This is a genomic window from Neorhizobium vignae (genome assembly GCF_000732195.1).
GTDB classification, from domain to species: Bacteria; Pseudomonadota; Alphaproteobacteria; order Rhizobiales; family Rhizobiaceae; genus Neorhizobium; species Neorhizobium vignae.
The window spans coordinates 288,791-310,006 of sequence record NZ_JNNU01000008.1 but is presented as its reverse complement, the minus strand read 5'-3'; the positions used below and the strand labels follow the sequence as shown (position 1 = coordinate 310,006).

Genomic DNA, 21,216 nt, shown 5'->3' with positions numbered 1-21,216 from the left:
TTATGAGTCCGGCAGATGAACTGATTGAGCGTGGAGACGCGGCCGGGCTAAGGTGCAAATGTGCCAGGCAGGTGGAGAGACTGATGTTGGCGCGGGAATCGCCCGTCGCGGCCCATGGAGGTTGACGAGAAGTTGAAAATGATGGGACGTCGAAGTATCTCGACCCGTTGACTGACATACCGGCAGTCAACGATATAGGCTACCGGTTTTGGCGGGCCTGGGCTGAAGTCCGGCAGGGCCTCCATAAGAAAATTCCGCACTCGGAGGAGGAAATACATGCTGAACAGAAGAATTCTCATTGCAGCGGCGGGCGTAGCGCTCAGCTGCCTTGCGGCCATTCCGGCAGCCGCCCAGGAAACCATCAAGATTGGACTCATCCTGCCGATGACCGGTCCGTTCGCATCGACCGGCCGTCAGGTCTCGGCCGGTGCCAAGACTTTCATGGCGATGAAGGGTGACACCGTCGCCGGCAAGAAGATCGAGCTCGTCATCCGCGACGACGCCGGCACGGCCGACCAGACCCGCCGCATCGCGCAGGAACTGGTCGTCAACGACGGCGCCAAGGTTCTGGCCGGCTTCGGCCTGACGCCGCTTGCCATGGCGGTTGCCCCCGTAGCGACCCAGGCGAAGATCCCGTCAGTGGTCATGGCAGCCGGCACTGCGTCGATCACAAAGGCATCGGAATATATAACCCGCACCTCGGGCACCCTGCCGCAATATTCTTTGCCGGTCGGCACCTGGGCCGCCGCCAACCAGATCAAGAAGGTGGTGACGCTCGTTTCCGACTACGGCCCGGGCATCGATGCCGAAAAATGGTTCACCAAGGAATTCAAGGCCAAGGGTGGCGAGATCGTCGAGGCCGTGCGCGTGCCGCTCGCCAATCCGGACTTCGCACCATTTCTGCAGCGCGTCCGTGACGCCAAGCCCGATGCGGTCTTCGTGTTCCTGCCCTCGGGCGCCGGTTCGCTGTTCATGAAGCAGTTTGCTGACCGTGGCCTTGCCGATGCCGGCATCAAGCTGATCGCGACCGGCGACGTGACCGACGACGATATCCTCAATTCGATGGGCAAGCCGGCAATCGGCACCATTACCGGACATTTTTATGCTACCTCGCATGACAGCCCGGAAAACAAGGCCTATGTCGCCGCCTTCAAGAAGGCCAATGCCGACATGCGCCCGAACTTCATGTCGGTCGGCGGTTACGACGGCATGGCGTTGATCTACGCAGCGCTCGAAAAGACCAAGGGCGACGTCACCGGACCGGCCTTTATGGCAGCCGTCAAGGGCCTCACCTGGACGAGCCCGCGTGGTCCCGTCTCGATCGATCCAGAAACCCGCGACATCATCCAGAACATCTACATGCGCGAGGTCAAGGACGTGAACGGCGAGCTGCAGAACGTCGAGTTCCAGACGTTCAAGGATCTCAAGGATCCGGAAAAGGCCGACGCCAAGTAAGGGCAGGGATCGCCTCACCCCGCCTGCGCTTCGCTCGACGCATCCTCTCCCCCGTAAACGGGGCGAGGGGGAAACCGCAAACGGCGCGGCATATGCCTCCTCCCCGGCCTGACGGGGAGGGCAGGCGGATGAGAGCAGGTTCATAACAAGAAGGTCAGGGCACTTGAGCCGCTTCGTTTTCCCGGCGACAATGCCGGGCAACATCATCGCTCGCAGCAGGGCCTCGCAGAGAAGATTTATATGCTGACAATCCTGTTCGACGGCATCGCCTATGGGATGCTGCTTTTCATTCTGGCCTGCGGGCTGACGGTGACGCTCGGTCTGATGAACTTCATCAACCTGGCGCATGGCGCCTTTGCCATGGCCGGCGGCTACGTGACCGTGGTGATGATGAACCGCTACGGCATCTCCTTTTACTGGTGCCTGCCGGCGGCCTTCATCGTGTCGGCGCTGATCGGCCTTCTGCTGGAGCGGACGCTCTACCAGTGGCTCTACCAGGCGCCGCATCTGGACCAGGTGCTCTTCTCGATCGGCATCGTCTTCATGGCGATTGCCGCGACCGACTATTTCATGGGCGGCCAGCAGCAGCTGATCAACCTGCCGCCGGAACTTTCCGGTCGCATGGATGTGTTCGGCGTCGGCGTTGGCCGATACCGGCTCTTCACCATCATCGTCTGCGCGGCGCTGGCGCTGGCTCTGCAGCTGATCCTGTCGAAGACCCGCTTCGGCAGCCGGCTGCGCGCTGCCGTCGACGACCGGCGCGTCGCCATGGGCCTTGGCATCAACGTGCCGCTTGTCTTTGCGCTGACCTTCGCCTTCGGCTCGGGCCTTGCCGGCCTCGGCGGGGCGATGGGCGCGGAAATTCTCGGTCTCGATCCGAACTTCCCGCTGAAATTCATGATCTACTTCCTCATCGTCGTCTCCGTCGGCGGCACGTCCACCGTCTCCGGCCCGTTCCTCGCCGCCCTGCTGCTCGGCATTGCCGACGTGGCGGGCAAATATTACGTGCCGGCGATCGGTCCGTTCGTCATCTACGCGCTGATGATCGTAATGCTGATCGTTCGGCCGAACGGCCTCTTCTCAAGGGGCGGCCGATGAGCGTTCTTCCGCAGGAAACCACCGTGTCGCCAAATTCCTCCACCACTGCTGCCGAAAGCCGCGCTGCCAAGCTGATGAAGCGTAGAAGCCGTATCCGCTTCTACGAGATCATCGTCTGGATCGCCGCAATCGCCGCTTATTTTCTGCTGCCCTCGAAGATGCTGATCCTGACCGAGATCGCCATCCTGGCGCTGTTTGCCGTGTCGCTCGACCTGGTGCTCGGTTTCGCCGGCATCGTCTCGCTCGGCCATACCGCCTTTTTCGGCCTCGGCGCTTATGTGGCGGGCCTGTTGGCGCTGCATTTCATCGCCGAACCGGTAACAGGCCTGATCGTCGCCGGTATCGTCTCCGGCCTGCTCGGATTGCTCACCAGCTTCCTCATCCTGCGCGGTTCGGACCTCACCCGCCTGATGACCACGCTCGGCATCGGTTTGATGATGGCGGAAGTCGCCAACCAGATGGCCTGGCTGACCGGTGGCGCCGACGGGCTTTCCGGCTTTTCGCCCGGCCCGATCCTCGGCATGTTCGAGTTCGATCTGTTCGGCAAGGTCGGGTATCTCTATTGCGTCGACGTGCTCTTCATCGGCACGATGATCATGCGCCGTATCGCCTTCTCGCCCTTCGGCCTGTCGCTGAAGGCGATCAAGGGCAATTCCATGCGCTCTGCCATGATTGCCGTGCCAGGCCGCAAGCGCATCGTCATCGCCTATACGATCGCGGCGGTGTTTGCCGGCATGGCGGGGGCGCTGCTCACCCAGACGACCGCCTTCGTCTCGCCTGACGTGCTTGCCTTCCATCGCTCGGCCGACGTCCTGCTGGTGCTCGTCATCGGCGGTACCGGCTATCTCTATGGCGGCATCTTCGGGGCGATCCTGTTCACGCTGGTCAAGGACTGGCTGTCGGTGATCACGCCGCAATACTGGATGTTCTATATCGGCTTGCTGCTCGTCATCCTGGTGCTGATCGGCCGCGACCGGCTGTCGCGCTGGGTCGAATACCTGCCGGAACGCCTCTCGAAGAAGGAGGACCGCTAATGAGCGAGATCGTTCTCGAAACCAGACACCTGGTGCGCCGCTTCGGCGCCTTCCTCGCCACCAACGACGTGAGCCTGAAGGTCGAACGCGGCGCCCGCCACGCGCTGATCGGCCCGAACGGCGCCGGCAAGACGACGCTGATCAATCTCCTGACCGGCGTCCTGCCGCCGTCGGAAGGCCAGGTCTTTCTCGAAGGCGAGGACATCACCTCGATGGCCTCGTTCCGGCGGGTCAAACGCGGGCTGACCCGCACGTTCCAGATCAACCAGCTGTTCAACGAGTTCACCCCGCTTGAAACCGTGGCGTTGGCAATCGCCGAGCGCGAGGGTGTCGGCCACAATCTGTGGCGGTCGATCGCCGGTTACGGCAAGGTGGTCGACGAGGCGGCAACCCTGCTGGCGCGCTTCGGCCTTGCTTCTGTGATGGGCGAGCGCACGGTGATCCTGCCCTATGGCAAGCAGCGCCTGCTCGAGATCGCACTGGCCTTTGCGTCGAAGCCACGCGTTCTGCTGCTCGACGAACCGGCCGCCGGCGTGCCGGAAGACGAGCGGCACGAAGTGCTGCAGATCGTCTCCGACCTTCCGGCCGACGTCACCGTGCTCCTGATCGAGCATGACATGGATCTGGTCTTCTCGTTCGCCAACCGGATCTCGGTTCTGGTGGCGGGCGCCGTCTTCGTCGAGGGAACGGTTGCGGAAATCTCCACCGATCCGCGCGTCAAGGCGGTCTATCTTGGAGAAAATGCATGAGCGCCCCGGTTCTGGTCACCGAAAAGCTGGTCGCGGGTTACGGCGAAGCAAGCGTGCTTGCCGGCATCAGCCTGACGATCGAAGAGGGCAAAACGCTGGCGCTGCTTGGCCGCAACGGCACCGGCAAGACGACCTTCGTCAACACGCTGGCCGGCGTCACCACCCATCATTCCGGCTCGATCCACCTGATGGGACGCGACGTCACGAAACTGCGAGCCGACCGTCGTGCCGCGGCAGGCATCGGCTGGGTGCCGCAGGAACGCAACATCTTCAAGTCGCTGACGGTCGAGGAGAACATGACGGCGATCGCACGCCCCGGCGTCTGGACGCTGGAACGGGTCTACACGATGTTTCCGCGGCTGAAAGAACGCCGCAAGAACCTCGGCAACCAGCTCTCCGGCGGCGAACAGCAGATGCTGGCGGTCGGCCGCGCGCTGATGATCAATCCGAAACTGCTTCTCCTCGACGAGCCGACGGAAGGCCTCGCGCCGATTATCGTCGATGAGCTGCTGGCAGCCATTCAGCGGATCACGCAGGGCGAGGGCATGTCGGCAATCATCATCGAACAGAAGGCCCGCAAAGTGCTGCCGCTCTCCGACGATGCCGTCATCCTCGATCGCGGCGCGATCGTCTACCAGGGCACCAGTGCCGATCTGCTCGCCAACGACGATATCCTCGGCCAGCATCTGACCGTGGAAAAGGGTGCAGTCCATTAATTCTGAGAGAACGTGAGGGAGGGCGGATCCGCCCTTCTTTCCGAGGCAGGCAAGTCCCGGAAGCCATGCTCAGCTATTCGCACGGCCGAAACCATCAAAGGACTGATCTCGCCGAATTCGTTCAGTGAGCCGTGCCATCCACGATCACATGGTCGTGGTCCATCGAGCATTTCTCGATACGGGCATGCACCCTGTAGACGTCCCGCAGCATGTCGACCGTGACGACGTCGCGCGGGTAACCGCAGGCGCGCATGCGACCGTTGGCGATCACCAGAACCTTGTCGGCAAAGCGCAGCGCCTGGTTGAGGTCGTGGATGGCGATCATTACGACCATGCCCTTCGAGCGCGCCCGCCGCTGCATGAAATCGAGCACTTCCACCTGGCGGTGAAGATCGAGCGCGCTGGTCGGCTCGTCCATCAGCATGATTTCCGGTTCGCGCACCAGCGCCTGCGCGATCGATACCAGTTGGCGCTGGCCGCCGGAAAGCGCGCCGAGATCGCGAAACGCGATGGAAGTGATGTTGAGCGCCCGCATGATTTCGTCGATGAACGAGAGGTCGCTGTCGCTGACGCTCCAGGACTGGCCTTGCTTACGGGCAAGAAGAATGGATTCGTAGACGGTCAGAACCGCATTGGCCGAGGTATCCTGCGGCATGTAGGTGATGGCGTTCTTGGTCCTGGCGCCATCGATGACGATATTGCCCGGCCCCTTCAGGAGACCGGTGATGCGCTTGAACAGCGTCGACTTGCCGGCGGCGTTGGGGCCGATGACGGCAATCAGCTCGCCGGCCTTCATGACCGGGGTCGTCACGTCTTCCACGAACAGCTTGCGGCCGTGATAGGCGCCGACCGATTGCAGTTGCATCGCTACCATGACCGGCTCCGATTCGAGAGGATGAGCGAGAAGAAGAACGGAACGCCGACCAGCGCCGTGATGATGCCAATCGGAAAGACGACGCCCGGAATGATCGACTTCGAAACGATCGAGGTGAGCGACAGCAAAAGCGCGCCCGACAGGATCGAGCCTGGCAGGAAAAAGCGCTGGTCCTCGCCGAGGATCATGCGGGCGATATGCGGGCCGACCAGGCCGACGAAACCGATCGTTCCGACGAAGCTGACCGGCACGGCGGCGAGCAGCGAGATGATCAGCATGGTTTCGAGCCGGATGCGCCGGACATTGACGCCGAAGCTGGCGGCCTTGTCCTCGCCGAGCCGGATCGCGGTCAGCGCCCAGGCATGGCGCGCAAACAGCGGCAGCGCAATCAACAGGACGGCGAGCGTGATGCCGATCTTCGGCCAGGTTGCCTTGGTGAGGCTGCCCATGGTCCAGAAGACGACGGCCGACAGCGCCTGCTCGGAAGCCAGATATTGCAGGAAGGCGAGCAGGGCGTTGAACGTAAAGACCAGCGCGATGCCGAGCAGGACGACCGTCTGCACCGAGACGCCACGCATCTGCGAGACGAAATGGATGAACAGCGTGGCGATCAGCGCCATGATGAAGGCATTGGCCGGTACGAGCAGGGTGGCCGCAACCGGCAGGATGGAGACGCTGGTGACGATCGCCAGGGCCGCCCCGAAACTGGCGGCGGCCGAGATGCCGAGCGTGAACGGGCTTGCGAGCGGATTGGCAAGGATGGTCTGCATCTGCGCCCCGGCAACCGAAAGCGCTGCGCCGACCACGATTGCCATGACGGCGACCGGCATGCGGATGTCCCAGACCACGGCACGGATCTGGGCCGAGACGGAGGAGGGGTCGATCAGCGCGGCGATCACCTCGCCGAGACTGTAGCGGGCAGGGCCCCAGGCGAGATCGACGGCAAACGACAGACAAAGGGCGGCTGTCATGGCAGCGAGGATCATGAGCTTGCGGCGGGCGAGGGCGCGATAGCGCTCCCGCCCGGCTTCAGCTTCGATCGGCAATGCGGCGATCTCGGCCATATCGGGTTACTTTGCCGCCTTGGCGTCGATCCAGTAGCCCGGCTGATACGGAACCGGCAGGAATTTCTCGTGGAATTCCTTGAAGGTCGCATCCGGATCGAGATCGGCGAACAGCTCCGGGTGGAACCATTTTGCCATCCGCTGTACGGCCACGAACTGATATGGGCTCGTGTAGAACTGATGCCAGATGGCGTGGACATTGCCGCCTGCAACAGCCTTGGAGCCGGTGAAGGCCGCATTCTGCATCAGGTCGTTCAGCGCCTTGCGGCTATTCTCGGCGGTGGCGGCGGCCGTCGGGCCGACATTCACGAAGTCCTTGGCGTTCTTGGTCTGGCTCCAGTTGGAACCGGTGACGACGATCACGTCCGGATTGGAGGCGACGACCTGCTCGGCATTGATCGAGCCGGTATAGCCCGGCAGGAAGTCCGAGCCGAGGTTGTGGCCGCCGGCCCAATCCACCATCAGGCCGAAATTGTCCGGGCCGAACGTGCCGCAGCACTCGACGAGGCCGGCCGCGCGATACATGAAGACATTGGGCTTCTTCGGGTTGGCCGCCTTCAGCTTGTCGGTAACGCGGGCCATCTGCTGCTTCCAGTAGGCGGCAACGGCTGCGGCGCGATCCTCGTGACCGAAGATCTGGCCGAGAACCTTGAGGCTCGGTTCGGTATTGTCGAGGATGTGTTCGCGGAAATCGATATAGACGATCTTCACGCCGATCGTGTTCAGCATGTCCTCGAGCTTGACCTCGTCTGCGGCCTTCTTGTTGCCGATCGGCAGCAGCATGACGTCCGGGTTCAGCTTGACGACGGTCTCGGTCTGCAGCGTGCCGTCGGTCAGGTTGCCGAGGAACGGCAGTTCCTTGCCCTTCGGGAATTTCGCGAGATAGGTGTCGTAGCCATCCTTGTCGGTGGTCATCAGGTCGTTGCGCCAGCCGACGATCCTGGCGAAAGGATCTTCCTTTTCGATCGGGGCGACCGAATAGAGCATCCGGCCTTCGCCGAGAATGACGCGCTCGACCGGCTTGTCGAACTTCACTTCACGGCCTGCGACATCCTTGACGGTGAAGGACTGCGCCTGCACGGAAAAGGGCAGAAAGCTTGCCAGAACAACCGTTGATGTTGCAAGCATTTTCGCGAAATTCATCTGGAAACTCCCCCGATGTCTGATAATGTCCGCATGCATATGAAATATGACTTTTGGAATCAAGTTCTATGTTTTAGAGCTTTTCCAAAGTAGTCTGACTATCGGGGCGCCTATAATGAATTCGATGAACTCCAACTATTCCATCCGTGACGAAATCCGCGACTTCTGGTCGGAGAGGGCGGCGACGTTCGACGAGAGCGTCGGCCATGAAATCTTCTCGGAGGAGGAACGCAAGGGCTGGCAGCGGCTGATCCGCAAGCATCTGGGTGATGGCGCCGGCCGCGCTGCTCTGGACCTCGCCTGCGGCACCGCCGTCATCTCGCATCTGATGAACGACGCCGGTTTCAAAGTCACCGGTCTCGACTGGTCGGATGCGATGCTGTCACAGGCGCGCGCGAAGGCCGAGAAGCGCGGCACCGATATCCGCTTCGTGTCCGGCGATGCTGAAAACACCATGGAGCCGAAGAACAGCTACGACGTCATCACCAATCGGCATCTGGTGTGGACGCTGGTCGATCCGCCGGCCGCCTTTGCGGAATGGTTCTCCGTCCTGAAACCGGGCGGCAAGCTGCTGATCCTCGACGGCAACATGGGCAAGGAGACCTGGGTCAAGGGCCTGCAGAAGCTTTGGTCAAGGGTGACCGGAAAGCCGGTGCGAAGCCATATGAGCCCGGCCATGGCGGCGCGCCACCAGAACATCCGCTCGCGCGTCTATTTCTCCGACGCGATGCCGGCGGAAGCAGTGGTCGATCTGCTGACCAAGGCGGGTTTCGTCAATATCGTTGTCGATCGCAAGCTGTCCGACATCCATTGGGCCCAGGCCCGAAAGATGCCCTTCCTGCGCGGCCTCGAACGCATGGTGCAGGAACGCTTCGCGATCTGCGCGACGAAGCCGGAATAATCTCACGATATGAGGTGGCACTTGGCGGCCGCCTTTCGCTCCACCGCAAATATGCACAGCATTTATGGTCGCCTGACATGATTGTGACCGGGCTGTGACCGCGGGGCATTAACCTTTGACGGCTTCCCCCGAAACCCGGGGGAAGCGCAAGGTAACGCGGATCACGATCGGGCCTCATCCGGGCCCCGCGAGTGTCTCGTTTCGGGACGAGCGCCCGATGCACTTAACCTTGTGATAACCGATCGATTTTTGAATGGGCTATCTTCTGCGCGTGGCCATCGACGCCGCGACTCCTCGCCATTTCCGACCATGGAGACAAGATTGTCCATCAAGCTTTTTACCCTTTCCGCGCTCGCTCTTTCCACAATCGCAGCACCCGTCCTTGGCCAGCCCACCCCGAGCATGGTGAGAAAATTCGATGCCTGGGGCGTCTATTCCTACAAGGGCGACGGCGGCGCGACCTGCTACGTGCTGACCACGCCGACGCAGATGCAGCCCGCCAATGTCGATCACGGCGACAACTTTTTCCTGGTCGCGCCAAAGCCTTCCGGATCCGGCTTCTATCCGCAGGCGATCATGGGCTACGACCTCAAGGGCGGATCGCAGATGACGGTCACCGTAGACGGCCGGACCTTTGCCCTGGAGCCGAAGGGCAATTCCGGCTGGACGAAGCAGGAAAGCATCGATGCCGCTCTTATCGCGGCGATGAAATCGGGAAGCAGCATGACGCTCGAAGCGGTCTCCCAGCGCGGCACGCAGACCAGCTACACCTTCTCGCTTTCCGGCGTGAGCGCGGCATTGACCCAGGCGGGGCGCTGCGGTTGACGGGGTTTCGCTCGCGTTGTCATGACGGATATGATGTCTGTCATGACAACGATTGGAGCGACTGCCATGAACCTGCAGATACGTGACCCCCTTGCGCATGAACTAGCCCGCAAACTGGCAGAGAAGCGAAAGATTACATTGACCGAAGCGGTGATCGTAGCCCTGAAAGCGGAGCTGGAAAAGGAAAACTCCGCACAGGAGAGGAGCAGATCGCTCGTCGAGCGGCACGCCTTCCTGGCTGAAAAGTTGAAGGCACTTGGCGCCGGTGAAGGCCGCGAGATGACCAAGGACGAGATTGATGAGATAGGGGGCCACGAGTGTTCATCGATACCTCGGTGATCGTGGCAATTCTTGCGCAGGAAGATGACGGCTCCGTCTGGTCGAAACGGATGGAGGGTGCAGAGCGCCTCCTGACCAGCCCGCTTGTTATTCTTGAGGCAACGCTGGTTCTGTCGACCAGGCGGATTGCCGATCCACTTGTGACCCAGATGGTGGTTTCGGACTTTCTCCGAAGCAGCGGCGTCGAGATCGTCCCAATCGAGGAAGCAGATGGCGAAGTGGCGGCCCTGGCTCTCTGCGATTACGGGAAGGGCAGAGGGCACCCGGCGCGGCTTAACCAGGCCGTTGCCTCTCTTATGCCTGCGCCAAAAATCGCGGCCCGTCGCTGCTCTACAAGGGTGACGACTTTGCCCGTACGGACCTCGGCTGAAACCCGTCGCCCTGCGTCGAAAATAGCCGTCGGCGGCCATGGCTTTTTCGTGACCATGCCCTAATTGACGATTGTCAAAAAGGCTGTCCGAGGTGATCGTTGTCATGTAAGACGGCAGCATAGCGCCGATCGCCGCCCGAAAGCCCGATGATGAATCATTCGACTGCCGAGACAGCCTTTCTTTCCCATAGCGGCGAAATGGCCCGTCTTATCGCGGCTTTCGATTGGGCCGGCACCTCGCTCGGGCCAATCGCGGCCTGGCCGCAGAGCCTCAAGACCACGATCTCCCTCATGCTCCGTTCGCCGGTTCCGATCGTCACGCTGTGGAACGAGGACGGTGTGATGATCTATAACGACGCCTATTCCGATTTTGCCGGACGGCGCCATCCCGGCATCCTCGGCTCCAAGGTGCGCGAGGGCTGGCCTGAAGTGGCCGACTTCAACGACAACGTCATGAAGGTCTGTTTCGCCGGCGGCACGCTTGCCTATTCCGACCAGGAAATGGTGCTCGACCGCTCGGGCGTGCCCGCCTCCGCTTTCATGAACCTCTATTATTCCCCGGTCTACGACGAGGCCGGAAAACCTTTCGGCGTTGTGGCGATCGTCGTGGAAAACACTGCCAAGGTGCGAGCCGAGCGACGGCTGCAGGGCGAGGGCGAGCGTCTGAGACTGATGTTCGATCAGGCGCCGGGCTTCATGGCCATGGTGATCGGACCGGACCATGTTTTCGAAATGGCGAACGGCGCCTACATGCGCCTTGTCGGCGGCCGGGAACTGCTCGGTCGGCCTATCCGCGAAGCCCTGCCGGAAGTGGCCGAGCAGGGTTTTTCCGACCTGCTCGATGAGGTCCGCAGAAGCGGTCGTCCCCATCTCGGCCAGGGGGTGAGCGTGATGCTGGCGCGTCGGCACGGCCAGCCGCCGGAAGAGCGTTTCGTGGATTTCGTCTTTCAGCCGATCGTCGACGATGCCGGCCAGCCGACCGGCATCTTCATCCAGGGCAGCGACGTCACCGATCAGAAGAAGGCGGAGATCGCGCTTCTCAAGGAGACCCGGCATCTCGAGGTGCTGAACCGGCTCGGCGCCGAACTTTCCGCCGAACTGGACCTGGAAAAGGTGGTGCAGATGACCACCGATGCCGGCGTGGAACTGACGGGCGCACAATTCGGAGCTTTCTTCTATAACGTGGCCAACGAGCGCGGCGAGAGCTACATGCTCTATGCCCTGTCCGGGGTTCCCCGCTCGGCGTTCGAGAAATTTCCAATGCCGCGCAACACGGCGGTTTTTGCCCCGACCTTCGGCGGCGAGGGCGTCATCCGCTCCGACGATATCCTGAAGGATGCCCGCTACGGCCGGAATGCCCCGTATTTCGGCATGCCGAAGGGTCATCTGCCGGTGCGCAGCTATCTCACGGTTCCGGTGATCTCGCGCTCCGGCGAGGTGATCGGCGGTCTGTTCTTCGGCCATGCCGAGCCGGCTCAGTTCCGCGAGGAGCATGAACGGTTGGTCGTGGGGGCTGCCGGCCAGGTGGCGATCGCCATAGACAATGCGCGGCTTTTCCGCGCCGCGGAACGCGATCTTGCCGAACGTCAGCGCGCCGAGGAAGCGCTGCAGGTGCTCAATGCCGGCCTCGAACAGAAGATCGCCTCCGAGATCTCCGAACGTATGAAGATGGAAGAGGCGCTGCGCCAGAGCCAGAAGATGGAAGCGCTCGGTCAGCTGACAGGCGGCGTCGCGCACGATTTCAACAACCTGCTGCAGGTGATTTCCGGCAATCTCCAGCTTCTCGCCAAGGACGTCGCCAGCAACCAGCGGGCAAGCCGCCGGGTGGACAATGCGCTTGCCGGGGTGCAGCGCGGTTCCAAGCTCGCAAGCCAGTTGCTCGCCTTCGGCCGCCGCCAGCCGTTGGAGCCCAAGGTCGTCAATATCGGCCGGTTCCTCATCGGCATGGAAGAGCTGCTGCGCCGGACGCTCGGCGAGGATATCGAGGTCGAGACGGTCCGCTCCGGCGGCCTCTGGAACGTGCTGGTCGACCCGACGCAGATCGAGAATGCGCTGCTCAACCTCGCGATCAACGCCCGCGACGCGATGGAAGGCGGCGGCAAGCTGACGATCGAGGCCGGTAACGCTTTCCTCGACGACAATTATGTGCGCCAGCATGCGGATGTACCAGCCGGCCAATATGTGATGCTGGCGGTGACCGACACGGGCACCGGCATGACGCCGGAGGTGATGGAACAGGTGTTCGAGCCGTTCTTCTCGACGAAGCCCGTCGGCAAGGGCACCGGCCTTGGCCTCTCGATGGTCTACGGTTTCGTCAAGCAGTCCGGTGGCCATATCAAGATTTACAGCGAGCTTGGGCAGGGCACGACCGTCAAGATCTATTTCCCGCGCATCCAGCGCAGCGAGGATCTCGTCACCGACGCCGATTTCGGCCCGGTGACCGGCGGTACCGAGACAATTCTGGTGGCGGAGGATGACGAGCAGGTGCGCGCCACCGTCGTCGAACTGCTCGGCGATCTCGGCTATGCGGTGCTGAAGGCGAAGGACGCCGCTGGCGCGCTGAGCGTCATCGAAAGCGGCGTACCGGTCGATCTTCTGTTCACTGACGTGGTAATGCCGGGACCTCTGAAAAGCACCGAGCTTGCCAGGCACGCACGCGAGCGGATGCCTGACATAGCCGTGCTGTTCACCTCCGGCTATACGGAAAACTCGATCGTGCACGGTGGCAGGCTCGATCCCGGGGTCGAACTGCTCTCGAAACCCTATACCCGCGAGGCCTTGGCGCGAAAAATCCGCCACGTGCTGAACGGCCAGCAGCACCGCAACCGGGTTAGGGCGTCGTTCGCAGCCAAGCCGCCCGCCCCGCCGATCGGGCAGCGGCCGGTTCCGCCGCGTTATTCCGTGCTGCTGGTCGAGGACGATTTCCTGATCCGCATGAGCACGGCCGATCTGCTGGCCGAACTGGGGCACCAGGTTTCCGAGGCCTCGACGGCGGAGGAGGCGATCATCATGATTGAGGAGCGCAGCTTCGACGTCGTGGTCACCGACCTCGGCCTGCCGGGTCTCTCCGGCGGCGAGTTCGCACAGCAGGCGCGCAAGCTATCTCCCGATGTCGGTATCGTTTTTGCAACCGGAAACGACCTCATTCCCGACGATGCGGCAGTCGAAGGCGCAGTGCTTCTGAAAAAACCCTACGGCAGCCAGGAGATCGCAACAGCCTTCGAGAAGATTGCGGTGCAGAAGGGCTGAGAACCGGTCTTCACGCCCGTCAGGCCGGATGACCGCGCTGTCATCCTCAATTGCGGGAGGGTCGCGGACGGCGCCTTGCGACCGCGAAGGCTGCCATGCCCCGATATGATCGGAGCCCCTCTTTTTAAACGCACCTCACCACCACTCGTAAAAATGCGATACCGGCCCGTGGCCGGTGCCGACGGTGAGGGTATCGGCGGCGGCGATCGCTCCGGCGAGATAGGTCTTGGCGACGGCGACCGCATGCGCGGGCGAGGCGCCCTTTGCGAGCTCGGCGGCGATGGCGCTGGACAGCGTGCAGCCGGTGCCGTGGGTGTTTCTGGTCGCGGTGCGCCTGCCCTCGAACCAGTGGATGCCGCTGGCGTCGGCCAGTACGTCCGGGCTGTCTTCGCCTTCCAGATGACCGCCCTTCACCAGGACGGCCTTGGGGCCGATCTTCAACAGCCGCTCGGCCTGGGCTGCCATCTCTTCGCGGGTCGCAGCGATCGTCTCGCCGAGCAGAGCAGCTGCTTCGGGCAGGTTGGGGGTGACGACGGCGGCGAGCGGCATCAGCTTGTCGGTGACAGCATCCACCGCATCGAGCGCCAGCAGCGGCGAGCCGCCCTTGGCGATCATCACCGGATCGAGCACGATCGGCACGGTATCGCGATAGGGGCGCAGCACCTCGGCGACCGCCTCGGCGATCTCGGCATTGGCGATCATGCCGATCTTCACCGCGTCGACGCGCACGTCGAGAAAAATGGAGCGGATCTGGTTTGCGACGAAGTCGGCGGGCACTGCATGTACCCCGGTGACCCCTTGGGTATTCTGGGCGGTCAGCGCGGTCAGGGCCGCCATGCCATAGGTCCCGCGCGCTGCGAAGGTTTTCAGATCCGCTTGGATACCGGCGCCGCCGGAAGGGTCCGAACCGGCGACCGACAGGACATTTTTGATGTCGGCCCTGCTCATGCGCGTGCCCTTTCGATTTCCGCGGCAATTTTGCGGGCTGCGGCTTCAGGATCGGGCTGGCCGCAGATAGCGGAGACCACCGCGATGCCCTTTGCGCCGGCACCGAGCGCCGGGCCGGCATGTTCCGCCTTGACGCCGCCGATCGCGACCGCCGGAACCGGGGCCATGGCGGCGATGCGCGCAAGACCGTCGAAACCGATCGGCTGCTTGTGGTCGGGCTTGGTGCTGGTCGCAAACACAGGACCGATGCCGACATAATCGACGATGGACGGATCCACCCGCCGCGCCAGTTCCTCTGTCTCGACCGAGAGGCCGAGAATCATGCCGTGGCCGACGCGCTGCCGCGCCATCACTGCCACCATGTCGCTCTGGCCGACATGCAGGCCTTCGGCGTGGATCGCAATGGCCGCCTCCACGTCATCGTTGATAATGAGAGGCACGCCGGTGCCGGCCAGCACCGCCTTCAGCGCCCGGCCGGTTTCGACCATTTTTGCCGTATCCGCCTGCTTGTCGCGCAACTGGACGATGGTGACGCCGCCGGCGACGGCCAGCCTTGTCGTCTCGATCATGCCAATGTCGCGGCAGAGATCGGGATCGAGGACGAGGTAGACGGAAAGGTCGAAGGTCTTTTTCATGCGGCCACGATCCTTGCCTTTGCATCGAGCGTCTCGCCGGTCAGCGCCGCGAGACGGTCGAGGAAGATCGGCGAGAAGAAGCCGGGACCGGAGGCGGTGAAGGCCGCTTCCTCGCCCGCGACAGCGAACATCGCGAGTGCGGCGACTGTCGCCTCGAAGGGATTGTCCGCGGTGGCGGCAAACGCGCCGACCAGGCAGGTGAGCGAGCAGCCGAGCGCGGTGACCCGCGGCATCAGGGCCGAGCCGCCGAGGATGCGGACTGAGCGCCGGCCGTCGGTGACGAAGTCCACCTCGCCGGTGACGGCCACCACGCAGGCGTTCTGCCTGGCAATGGCGATGGCGGAGCTTTCGGCCGCCGCGACGCTGTCGCCGCTGTCGACGCCATGGCCGCTCGACTGGCTGCCGGCCAGCGCGATGATTTCAGAGGCATTGCCGCGGATGACGGTGGGCTTCAGTTCCATCAACTCTGCAAGCGCTGCGCGACGATAGGCGGTGGCGTAATGGGCGACGGGGTCGAGCACCCATGGCTTGCCAGCTTCTGCGGCGGCCGAGGCTGCCGCCTTCATGCCGGCCAGGAAGTCCGGCGACAGAGTGCCGATATTGATCGTCAACGCCGCGGCGATGCGGGCGAATTCGCCGGCTTCTTCCTTCGTGTGCACCATGGCGGGCGAGGCGCCGGCCGCGAGCATCACGTTGGCGGCGATGTTCATCGCCACGAAATTGGTGATGTTCTGCACGAGCGGATTTTTTTCGCGCATCGCGGTCAGCAGCTGGCCGGAGGTCTGTCCTGGGCCCCCAAGGGGCAGTGTCGTCTGCATATCTGCCTCGTTCGGCGGGGCAGGCGCAGGGCGCGATGTTGAACGCCCGGACGACTCCCTCCGCCAGCATGATCTGGTTCAGGTTCTAAGGGTGCTTCTCAGCCCGGCTTTGCCGGACGCCCCTGTCTTCACCAATGGCTTACAGCAAAGACAATGCGCTTCGCCAGTGATTTTTTCTGATTTTGGGCCTTGCAGCTCTAGTCGCTAGAGGTTGTAGAGACGGGGCTCGATCCAACGGGAATGAGACGATGAACGCGACGACGCAGGCACGATACAAGGTTGGCGGCATGGATTGCGCCAGTTGCGCGACGAAGATCGACACCGCGGTGCGCCGCATGCCGGGCGTCGAGGACGTGACCGTTTCGGTTGCCTCGGGCACGATGACCGTGAAGCACGACGGCACGGGCGACCTCGGTGCCATCGAAAAGAAGGTCGTGGGGCTTGGGTATTCGCTAAGGGCACTGGGTCAGAAGGCGCCGGCTAAGGGCGGAGCGGGCGGCCCCCTCACCCCGCCTCCGCTCCGCTCGGCGGACCTCTCCCCGAGGGGAGAGGAGGACGGAGACGGTGCGGCAAGTCTTCTTCTCCCCCGCGGGGAGAAGGTAGGAGCGGAGCGGTCGGATGAGGGGGCCGGCGCGCGCAGCCACGAACATGGGCAGAGCTGCGGCCACGACCACCATCATGATGGCGCGCACGCCCAGCCCCACCACGACCACGGCACGACAGACATCGAAGGCCTGCACGGCCACGATGACGGACCGATGGACGGGCCTTGGTGGAAATCGGCCAAGGGCCGGCTGACGCTCCTGGTCGGCATCGCGTTGGCCGCGGCCTACGGGATCGGCCATCTCGTGCCCACCTATGACACCTATATCTTCACCGCCGCGATGCTGATCGGCCTCGTGCCGATCGCCCGCCGCGCCGTCATGGCCGCGCTTGCCGGCACACCGTTTTCGATCGAGATGTTGATGACGATCGCCGCCGTCGGCGCTGTTATCATCGACGCATCGGAAGAGGCCGCCGCTGTGGTCTTCCTGTTTCTCATCGGCGAACTGCTGGAAGGGGTCGCGGCCGGCAAGGCGCGGCAGAGCATCCAGAGCCTGACGGCGCTGGTGCCGAAGAACGCGCTGCTCGAAGAGAACGGCCAGACCCGCGAAGTACCGGCCGAGAGCCTTGGCATCGGCGCGACCATCCTCGTACGCCCCGGTGACCGTATTTCGGCCGACGGCATCATCATCGCGGGCGAAAGCGCGATCGACGAAGCGCCGGTGACGGGCGAAAGCACGCCCGTCTCAAAGGGCATCGACGACGCGGTGTTTGCCGGCACGATCAACGGCGATGCCGCCTTGCGGGTTCGCGTGACAGCAGCTGCCGAGGACAATACGATTGCCCGCGTCGTGCGGCTGGTCGAGGAGGCGCAGGAGAGCAAGGCACCGACCGAACGCTTCATCGACCGGTTCTCGCGGTACTACACGCCGGGCGTCGTCGCAGTGGCGGCCCTGGTCGCCATCCTGCCGCCGCTCATTGCCGGCGCGTCCTGGAGCGAGTGGGTCTACAAGGGCCTGGCGATCCTGCTGATCGGCTGCCCCTGCGCGCTGGTCATCTCGACGCCGGCGGCGATTGCCGCATCGCTGTCTTCCGGTGCCCGCCGCGGCCTGCTGATGAAGGGCGGCGCGGTGCTGGAAACCCTCGGCAGGATTACCGCGGTCGCACTCGACAAGACCGGCACGCTGACGGCCGGCAGGCCTCAGGTGACAGATGTCATCGCCTTTGGCCGCAATGCGGAAGACGTGTTGCGTTTCGCCGCCGCGCTCGAAACCGGCTCGAGCCATCCGCTTGCCGCCGCCATCCTCGCCAAGGCTGCCGATGACGAGGTCGAGATCCCGCCGGCGACGGATGCCAAAGCACTTGGCGGCAAGGGCGTGACGGCGATTGTCGAAGGCCAGGAGGTATTCCTCGGTTCGCCGAAAGCCGCGGCCGAACGGGTTTCGCTTCCGATGGCGCATGGCCGACGGATCACCGGCCTCAACGACGAAGGCAAGACCGTCTCGGTGCTGACCGTCGGCGGGGTCCTCGCCGGTGCCGTCGCCATGCGCGACGAACCGCGCCCCGACGCCAGGGCCGGCTTGAAGGCATTGACCGATGCCGGCATCAGGACCGTCATGCTGACCGGCGACAATGCCCGCACCGCCGCCGCGATCGGCAAGGACCTCGGCATCGAGGTGCGTGCCGAGCTGATGCCGGAAGACAAGAGCCGCATCGTCGGCGAACTGAAGCGCGAGGGTTATGTGGTCGGCAAGGTCGGCGACGGCATCAACGACGCGCCCGCACTTGCCGCCGCCGATGTCGGCATCGCGATGGGCGGCGGCACCGACGTGGCACTCGAAACTGCCGACGCGGCAGCACTGCACGGCCGGGTCGGCGACATTGCCGCCATGATTGCGCTGTCGAATCGGACGATGCGCAATATCTACCAGAACATTACCATCGCACTCGGCCTGAAGGCCGTCTTCCTGGTCACTACCGTTCTGGGCATCACTGGATTATGGCCGGCGATCCTCGCGGATACGGGAGCGACCGTACTGGTGACGATCAATGCGCTGCGGCTGCTGCGGGTGAGGGCGGTTTGACTGGCAGCCGGATGAGGGACAGCTCTGAAGGGGACGCACCTTTTCAAAGCGTCTGCGCAAAAACCGCGAAAGCCTCGTATGGCTTCAGCGCTAGGTTCTCACCCAGCCGGTCGACCGATTCATAGTTCGAGATCAGGCACTCGCCGGACACCCTCAATTCGCCCGGCAGCTCGACTGGCACGTCGCGGGCCGTGAAATTGGCCGCCACCACCAAACGTTCCCCGTCGAGCGTTCGCGAGTAGACGAAGACGTCCGGATGGCTGTCGAGCCAGCTCTGATAAATCCCATAGACGATCACCGGGTGGCGTTTCCTGAGCGCGATCAGCTTGCGATAATGGTTCCAGATCGACTTTTCGTCGGTCATTTCACGTTCGGCATTGATCGTCGGATAATTGGGATTGACCTCGATCCACGGCATGCCTGTCGAGAAGCCGCCATAGGGCGCGGCGCTCCATTGCATCGGGGTGCGGGCGTTGTCGCGGGCGTTTTCGTTGGCGCCCCTGATGAATTCCTCCGGCGACAGGCCGGCCTCGATATGCAGCCGGTGCATGTTGAGCGTCTCGATGTCGCGATACTGCTCGATCGTCGTGAACGGCACGTTGGTCATGCCGATCTCCTCGCCCTGATAGATGAAGGGCGTACCCTTCATCAGGTGCAGCACGGTCGCCAGCATCTTGGCCGATTCCACCGGATGGCCGGTCGCATCTCCATATTTGGAAACGGCGCGCGGCAGGTCATGATTTCCCCAGAAGAGCGAATTCCAGCCGTCGTCCGACAGCGCGTATTGCCACTTGCCGAGCACCGATTTCAGTTTCACCAGGTCGAACGGTTTCGAGCGCCATTTGCCGAATATCTCATCCCATTGCTGGGTCACATGCTCGAACTGGAAGACCATCGACAGTTCGTGGCGGTTGCGGCCGGAATAGAGGAGAGCGGAACCGGGCGTCGCGCTCCACGTCTCGCCGACGGTCAGAATATCGCGATTGCCGAATGTCTTGCGGTTCATTTCCTGAAGGTATTCGTGCAGGTGCGGACCGTCGTGGACGATTTCCCGATCTGCCTGCTTGCCGATATAGTCGATGACATCCATGCGGAAACCGGCAATCCCCCGCTCCAGCCACCAGTTCATCATCTTGTAGATCTCGTCCCGGACCGCCGGGTTTTCCCAGTTGAGATCCGGCTGGCGGGTCGAGAACAGGTGCAGGTAATATTCGCCGCTCAGCGGATCGAGCGTCCAGCCCGGCCCCCCGAAGGAGGACCTCAGGCTGTTCGGCGGCCCGCCGTCAGCGGCCGGCTTGCGCCAGATGTAGAAATCGCGGAACGGGTTGCCAGGGCCTTTGCGGCTCTCGAGGAACCACGGATGCTCGTCCGAGGTGTGGTTGACGACGAGATCGAGGACGATGCCGATGCCCAGGTTGCGCGCCTCCGATACCAGCCTGTCGAAATCGGCAAGCGTTCCGAATTCCGGGGCGATGTCCTGGTAATCGGAAATGTCGTAGCCGTTGTCGTCCATTGGCGATTTGTAGATCGGCGACAGCCAGATCACCTCGATACCGAGGGATTTCAGATAGTCGAGCTTGGAGGTGATGCCGGGAATATCGCCGACGCCGTCGCCGTTGAGATCGCAGAAACTGCGCGGATAGACCTGATAGACGGTGGCGGTGTGCCACCATTTGCGTTCTATCGGCAATGCAGCCTCCTTGATCGCGGCCGCAAGCTGATCCTGAAAGTCGTTCATCGATGCCCTCCCTGCCTCTTTAACCTGTTCGAACGCGAGAGCGCGGGCTGCGGTTCCTCACGCCAGCGGCAACAACTCGTCGGATGGAACATCGTGGCTCGCTGCGGGTTAGACCAGTGGGAAACCGCAAGAAAAGGAGACCCTTCGTGAGCAGCAAACTTCCCCCGACGCCCCCGGAAAACCTGAGCCGCAAGGGCTCCGGCGAACAGGCCCATGCGTCCGGTATCAAACCCGGCAAGCTCCAGGCGACCAATGATCCCGGCAAGCAGGGCCAGCAAGGCAATACCAAGGTCAACACGACCCATCAGGGTTATCAGCAGGACCGATAGGGAGTTCATGATGTCGACATCGACCAAGACGCCCGCAAGCATCCGCCAGGGTGGGCCGGGCGCCTCACATGAAAACGCCCCCGATGCGAAAAAGGGTGTGCCGCTCGAGGTGAAGAAGCCACCGGCCGACGACGACCAGCGCTCCAAGAGCCGGATCTCGGGTGGTGGCGGCGAACGCGACAGCCACCATACCCACGATGCGAAGAAGAAGGGTGGGCAGGCGAACACGGCGCACTGATCGGTCCACCGGATCGGGTGAAGAGATACTCTCCCGGCGGAGCGCCGGGAGTATTGTGCTTTCAGC

20 protein-coding genes and 1 riboswitch are annotated in these 21,216 nt (G+C 62.9%); of the genes, 13 read left to right on the top strand and 7 right to left on the bottom strand.

Annotation, left to right across the window (positions count from 1 at the left end):
• The first annotated feature begins 276 nt into the window (after nucleotides 1–276).
• From GQ59_RS16385 to GQ59_RS16365, 5 genes are all read left to right on the top strand, one after another.
• Nucleotides 277–1,455: an ABC transporter substrate-binding protein gene (locus GQ59_RS16385; protein WP_037083030.1), complete on the top strand. Its 1,179-nt coding sequence runs from the start codon at nucleotides 277–279 to the stop codon at nucleotides 1,453–1,455.
• A 240-nt stretch (nucleotides 1,456–1,695) separates the two neighbouring features.
• On the top strand, nucleotides 1,696–2,553 hold the full coding sequence (locus tag GQ59_RS16380) for a branched-chain amino acid ABC transporter permease (protein ID WP_037083028.1): 858 nt from the start codon (nucleotides 1,696–1,698) through the stop codon (nucleotides 2,551–2,553).
• Entirely contained in the window at nucleotides 2,550–3,587 is a 1,038-nt protein-coding gene (locus GQ59_RS16375) for a branched-chain amino acid ABC transporter permease (protein WP_037083025.1), read from the top strand. The genes GQ59_RS16380 and GQ59_RS16375 overlap by 4 nt, the downstream gene beginning before the upstream one ends.
• Nucleotides 3,587–4,336, top strand: coding sequence for an ABC transporter ATP-binding protein (locus tag GQ59_RS16370; protein ID WP_037083023.1), 750 nt, complete (start codon nucleotides 3,587–3,589; stop codon nucleotides 4,334–4,336). Before GQ59_RS16375 ends, GQ59_RS16370 begins: the two co-directional genes overlap by 1 nt.
• Entirely contained in the window at nucleotides 4,333–5,052 is a 720-nt protein-coding gene (locus GQ59_RS16365; protein WP_037083020.1) for an ABC transporter ATP-binding protein, read from the top strand. Before GQ59_RS16370 ends, GQ59_RS16365 begins: the two co-directional genes overlap by 4 nt.
• 121 nt (nucleotides 5,053–5,173) lie before the next feature.
• Here GQ59_RS16365 and GQ59_RS16360 read toward each other — a convergent pair whose 3' ends face one another.
• Genes GQ59_RS16360 through GQ59_RS16350 form a run of 3 tightly spaced genes read right to left on the bottom strand, consistent with a single transcriptional unit; the run spans nucleotide 5,174 to nucleotide 8,133 of the window.
• Nucleotides 5,174–5,926, bottom strand: coding sequence for an ABC transporter ATP-binding protein (locus GQ59_RS16360; protein WP_037083018.1), 753 nt, complete (start codon nucleotides 5,924–5,926; stop codon nucleotides 5,174–5,176).
• Nucleotides 5,920–6,990, bottom strand: a complete 1,071-nt coding sequence (locus GQ59_RS16355) for a FecCD family ABC transporter permease (RefSeq protein WP_037083016.1) — start codon at nucleotides 6,988–6,990, stop codon at nucleotides 5,920–5,922. Before GQ59_RS16355 ends, GQ59_RS16360 begins: the two co-directional genes overlap by 7 nt.
• Before the next feature lie 6 nt (nucleotides 6,991–6,996).
• Nucleotides 6,997–8,133, bottom strand: a complete 1,137-nt coding sequence (locus GQ59_RS16350) for an ABC transporter substrate-binding protein (RefSeq protein WP_037083013.1) — start codon at nucleotides 8,131–8,133, stop codon at nucleotides 6,997–6,999.
• Between the two features lie 115 nt (nucleotides 8,134–8,248).
• Here GQ59_RS16350 and GQ59_RS16345 point away from each other — a divergent pair, with 115 nt between their 5' ends.
• The 5 genes from GQ59_RS16345 to GQ59_RS16325 all read left to right on the top strand — a co-directional run bounded on the left by GQ59_RS16345 (nucleotide 8,249) and on the right by GQ59_RS16325 (nucleotide 13,817).
• Entirely contained in the window at nucleotides 8,249–9,034 is a 786-nt protein-coding gene (locus GQ59_RS16345) for a class I SAM-dependent methyltransferase (RefSeq protein ID WP_037083011.1), read from the top strand.
• 321 nt (nucleotides 9,035–9,355) lie between these two features.
• Nucleotides 9,356–9,859, top strand: a complete 504-nt coding sequence (locus GQ59_RS16340; RefSeq protein WP_244447980.1) for an invasion associated locus B family protein — start codon at nucleotides 9,356–9,358, stop codon at nucleotides 9,857–9,859.
• 66 nt (nucleotides 9,860–9,925) lie between these two features.
• Nucleotides 9,926–10,198: a type II toxin-antitoxin system VapB family antitoxin gene (locus GQ59_RS16335; protein ID WP_037083183.1), complete on the top strand. Its 273-nt coding sequence runs from the start codon at nucleotides 9,926–9,928 to the stop codon at nucleotides 10,196–10,198.
• Nucleotides 10,177–10,632 (top strand): type II toxin-antitoxin system VapC family toxin, encoded by a 456-nt coding sequence (locus GQ59_RS16330; protein WP_244447979.1) that lies wholly within the window; start codon nucleotides 10,177–10,179, stop codon nucleotides 10,630–10,632. The genes GQ59_RS16335 and GQ59_RS16330 overlap by 22 nt, the downstream gene beginning before the upstream one ends.
• Before the next feature lie 86 nt (nucleotides 10,633–10,718).
• The gene (locus tag GQ59_RS16325; RefSeq protein WP_244447978.1) at nucleotides 10,719–13,817 is read left to right on the top strand and encodes a response regulator; all 3,099 of its coding nucleotides are present in this window, start codon (nucleotides 10,719–10,721) and stop codon (nucleotides 13,815–13,817) included.
• Between the two features lie 135 nt (nucleotides 13,818–13,952).
• On the opposite strand, the gene thiD is transcribed toward GQ59_RS16325, so the two are convergent.
• The 3 genes from thiD to thiM are packed head-to-tail and all read right to left on the bottom strand — an operon-like array spanning nucleotide 13,953 to nucleotide 16,218.
• Nucleotides 13,953–14,765, bottom strand: coding sequence for a bifunctional hydroxymethylpyrimidine kinase/phosphomethylpyrimidine kinase (gene thiD, locus GQ59_RS16320; protein ID WP_037083007.1), 813 nt, complete (start codon nucleotides 14,763–14,765; stop codon nucleotides 13,953–13,955).
• Nucleotides 14,762–15,400 carry a thiamine phosphate synthase gene (gene thiE, locus GQ59_RS16315; protein ID WP_037083004.1) on the bottom strand — a complete coding sequence of 213 codons (639 nt, stop codon included), beginning with the start codon at nucleotides 15,398–15,400 and terminating at the stop codon, nucleotides 14,762–14,764. Before thiE ends, thiD begins: the two co-directional genes overlap by 4 nt.
• On the bottom strand, nucleotides 15,397–16,218 hold the full coding sequence (thiM, locus tag GQ59_RS16310) for a hydroxyethylthiazole kinase (RefSeq protein ID WP_051904000.1): 822 nt from the start codon (nucleotides 16,216–16,218) through the stop codon (nucleotides 15,397–15,399). Before thiM ends, thiE begins: the two co-directional genes overlap by 4 nt.
• Nucleotides 16,219–16,256: 38 nt before the next feature.
• Nucleotides 16,257–16,352, bottom strand: a riboswitch (TPP riboswitch).
• Nucleotides 16,353–16,466: 114 nt separating this feature from the next.
• Between thiM and GQ59_RS16305 the strand changes: the two genes are divergently transcribed.
• Nucleotides 16,467–18,845, top strand: a complete 2,379-nt coding sequence (locus GQ59_RS16305; RefSeq protein WP_037083003.1) for a heavy metal translocating P-type ATPase — start codon at nucleotides 16,467–16,469, stop codon at nucleotides 18,843–18,845.
• Between the two features lie 43 nt (nucleotides 18,846–18,888).
• Here the strand turns inward: GQ59_RS16305 and GQ59_RS16300 are convergent, their stop codons facing one another.
• Nucleotides 18,889–20,583, bottom strand: coding sequence for an alpha-glucosidase (locus tag GQ59_RS16300; protein WP_051903999.1), 1,695 nt, complete (start codon nucleotides 20,581–20,583; stop codon nucleotides 18,889–18,891).
• 146 nt (nucleotides 20,584–20,729) lie between these two features.
• On the opposite strand from GQ59_RS16300, the gene GQ59_RS16295 reads away from it, so the two are divergent.
• Together GQ59_RS16295 and GQ59_RS16290 are read left to right on the top strand one after the other, a co-directional pair.
• Nucleotides 20,730–20,912, top strand: a complete 183-nt coding sequence (locus GQ59_RS16295; protein ID WP_037083001.1) for a hypothetical protein — start codon at nucleotides 20,730–20,732, stop codon at nucleotides 20,910–20,912.
• 10 nt (nucleotides 20,913–20,922) lie between these two features.
• Nucleotides 20,923–21,150 carry a hypothetical protein gene (locus GQ59_RS16290; protein ID WP_037082999.1) on the top strand — a complete coding sequence of 76 codons (228 nt, stop codon included), beginning with the start codon at nucleotides 20,923–20,925 and terminating at the stop codon, nucleotides 21,148–21,150.
• Nucleotides 21,151–21,216: the final 66 nt, after the last annotated feature.

Bases quoted from the DNA above. Each gene is read 5' to 3' on its own strand.
- GQ59_RS16385 (WP_037083030.1), top strand. From the start codon at position 277: ATGCTGAACAGAAGAATTCTCATTGCAGCGGCGGGCGTAGCGCTCAGC.
- GQ59_RS16380 (WP_037083028.1), top strand. From the start codon at position 1,696: ATGCTGACAATCCTGTTCGACGGCATCGCCTATGGGATGCTGCTTTTC.
- GQ59_RS16375 (WP_037083025.1), top strand. From the start codon at position 2,550: ATGAGCGTTCTTCCGCAGGAAACCACCGTGTCGCCAAATTCCTCCACC.
- GQ59_RS16370 (WP_037083023.1), top strand. From the start codon at position 3,587: ATGAGCGAGATCGTTCTCGAAACCAGACACCTGGTGCGCCGCTTCGGC.
- GQ59_RS16365 (WP_037083020.1), top strand. From the start codon at position 4,333: ATGAGCGCCCCGGTTCTGGTCACCGAAAAGCTGGTCGCGGGTTACGGC.
- GQ59_RS16360 (WP_037083018.1), bottom strand. From the start codon at position 5,926: ATGGTAGCGATGCAACTGCAATCGGTCGGCGCCTATCACGGCCGCAAG.
- GQ59_RS16355 (WP_037083016.1), bottom strand. From the start codon at position 6,990: ATGGCCGAGATCGCCGCATTGCCGATCGAAGCTGAAGCCGGGCGGGAG.
- GQ59_RS16350 (WP_037083013.1), bottom strand. From the start codon at position 8,133: ATGAATTTCGCGAAAATGCTTGCAACATCAACGGTTGTTCTGGCAAGC.
- GQ59_RS16345 (WP_037083011.1), top strand. From the start codon at position 8,249: ATGAATTCGATGAACTCCAACTATTCCATCCGTGACGAAATCCGCGAC.
- GQ59_RS16335 (WP_037083183.1), top strand. From the start codon at position 9,926: ATGAACCTGCAGATACGTGACCCCCTTGCGCATGAACTAGCCCGCAAA.
- GQ59_RS16325 (WP_244447978.1), top strand. From the start codon at position 10,719: ATGAATCATTCGACTGCCGAGACAGCCTTTCTTTCCCATAGCGGCGAA.
- thiD (WP_037083007.1), bottom strand. From the start codon at position 14,765: ATGAGCAGGGCCGACATCAAAAATGTCCTGTCGGTCGCCGGTTCGGAC.
- thiE (WP_037083004.1), bottom strand. From the start codon at position 15,400: ATGAAAAAGACCTTCGACCTTTCCGTCTACCTCGTCCTCGATCCCGAT.
- thiM (WP_051904000.1), bottom strand. From the start codon at position 16,218: ATGCAGACGACACTGCCCCTTGGGGGCCCAGGACAGACCTCCGGCCAG.
- GQ59_RS16305 (WP_037083003.1), top strand. From the start codon at position 16,467: ATGAACGCGACGACGCAGGCACGATACAAGGTTGGCGGCATGGATTGC.
- GQ59_RS16300 (WP_051903999.1), bottom strand. From the start codon at position 20,583: ATGAACGACTTTCAGGATCAGCTTGCGGCCGCGATCAAGGAGGCTGCA.
- GQ59_RS16290 (WP_037082999.1), top strand. From the start codon at position 20,923: ATGTCGACATCGACCAAGACGCCCGCAAGCATCCGCCAGGGTGGGCCG.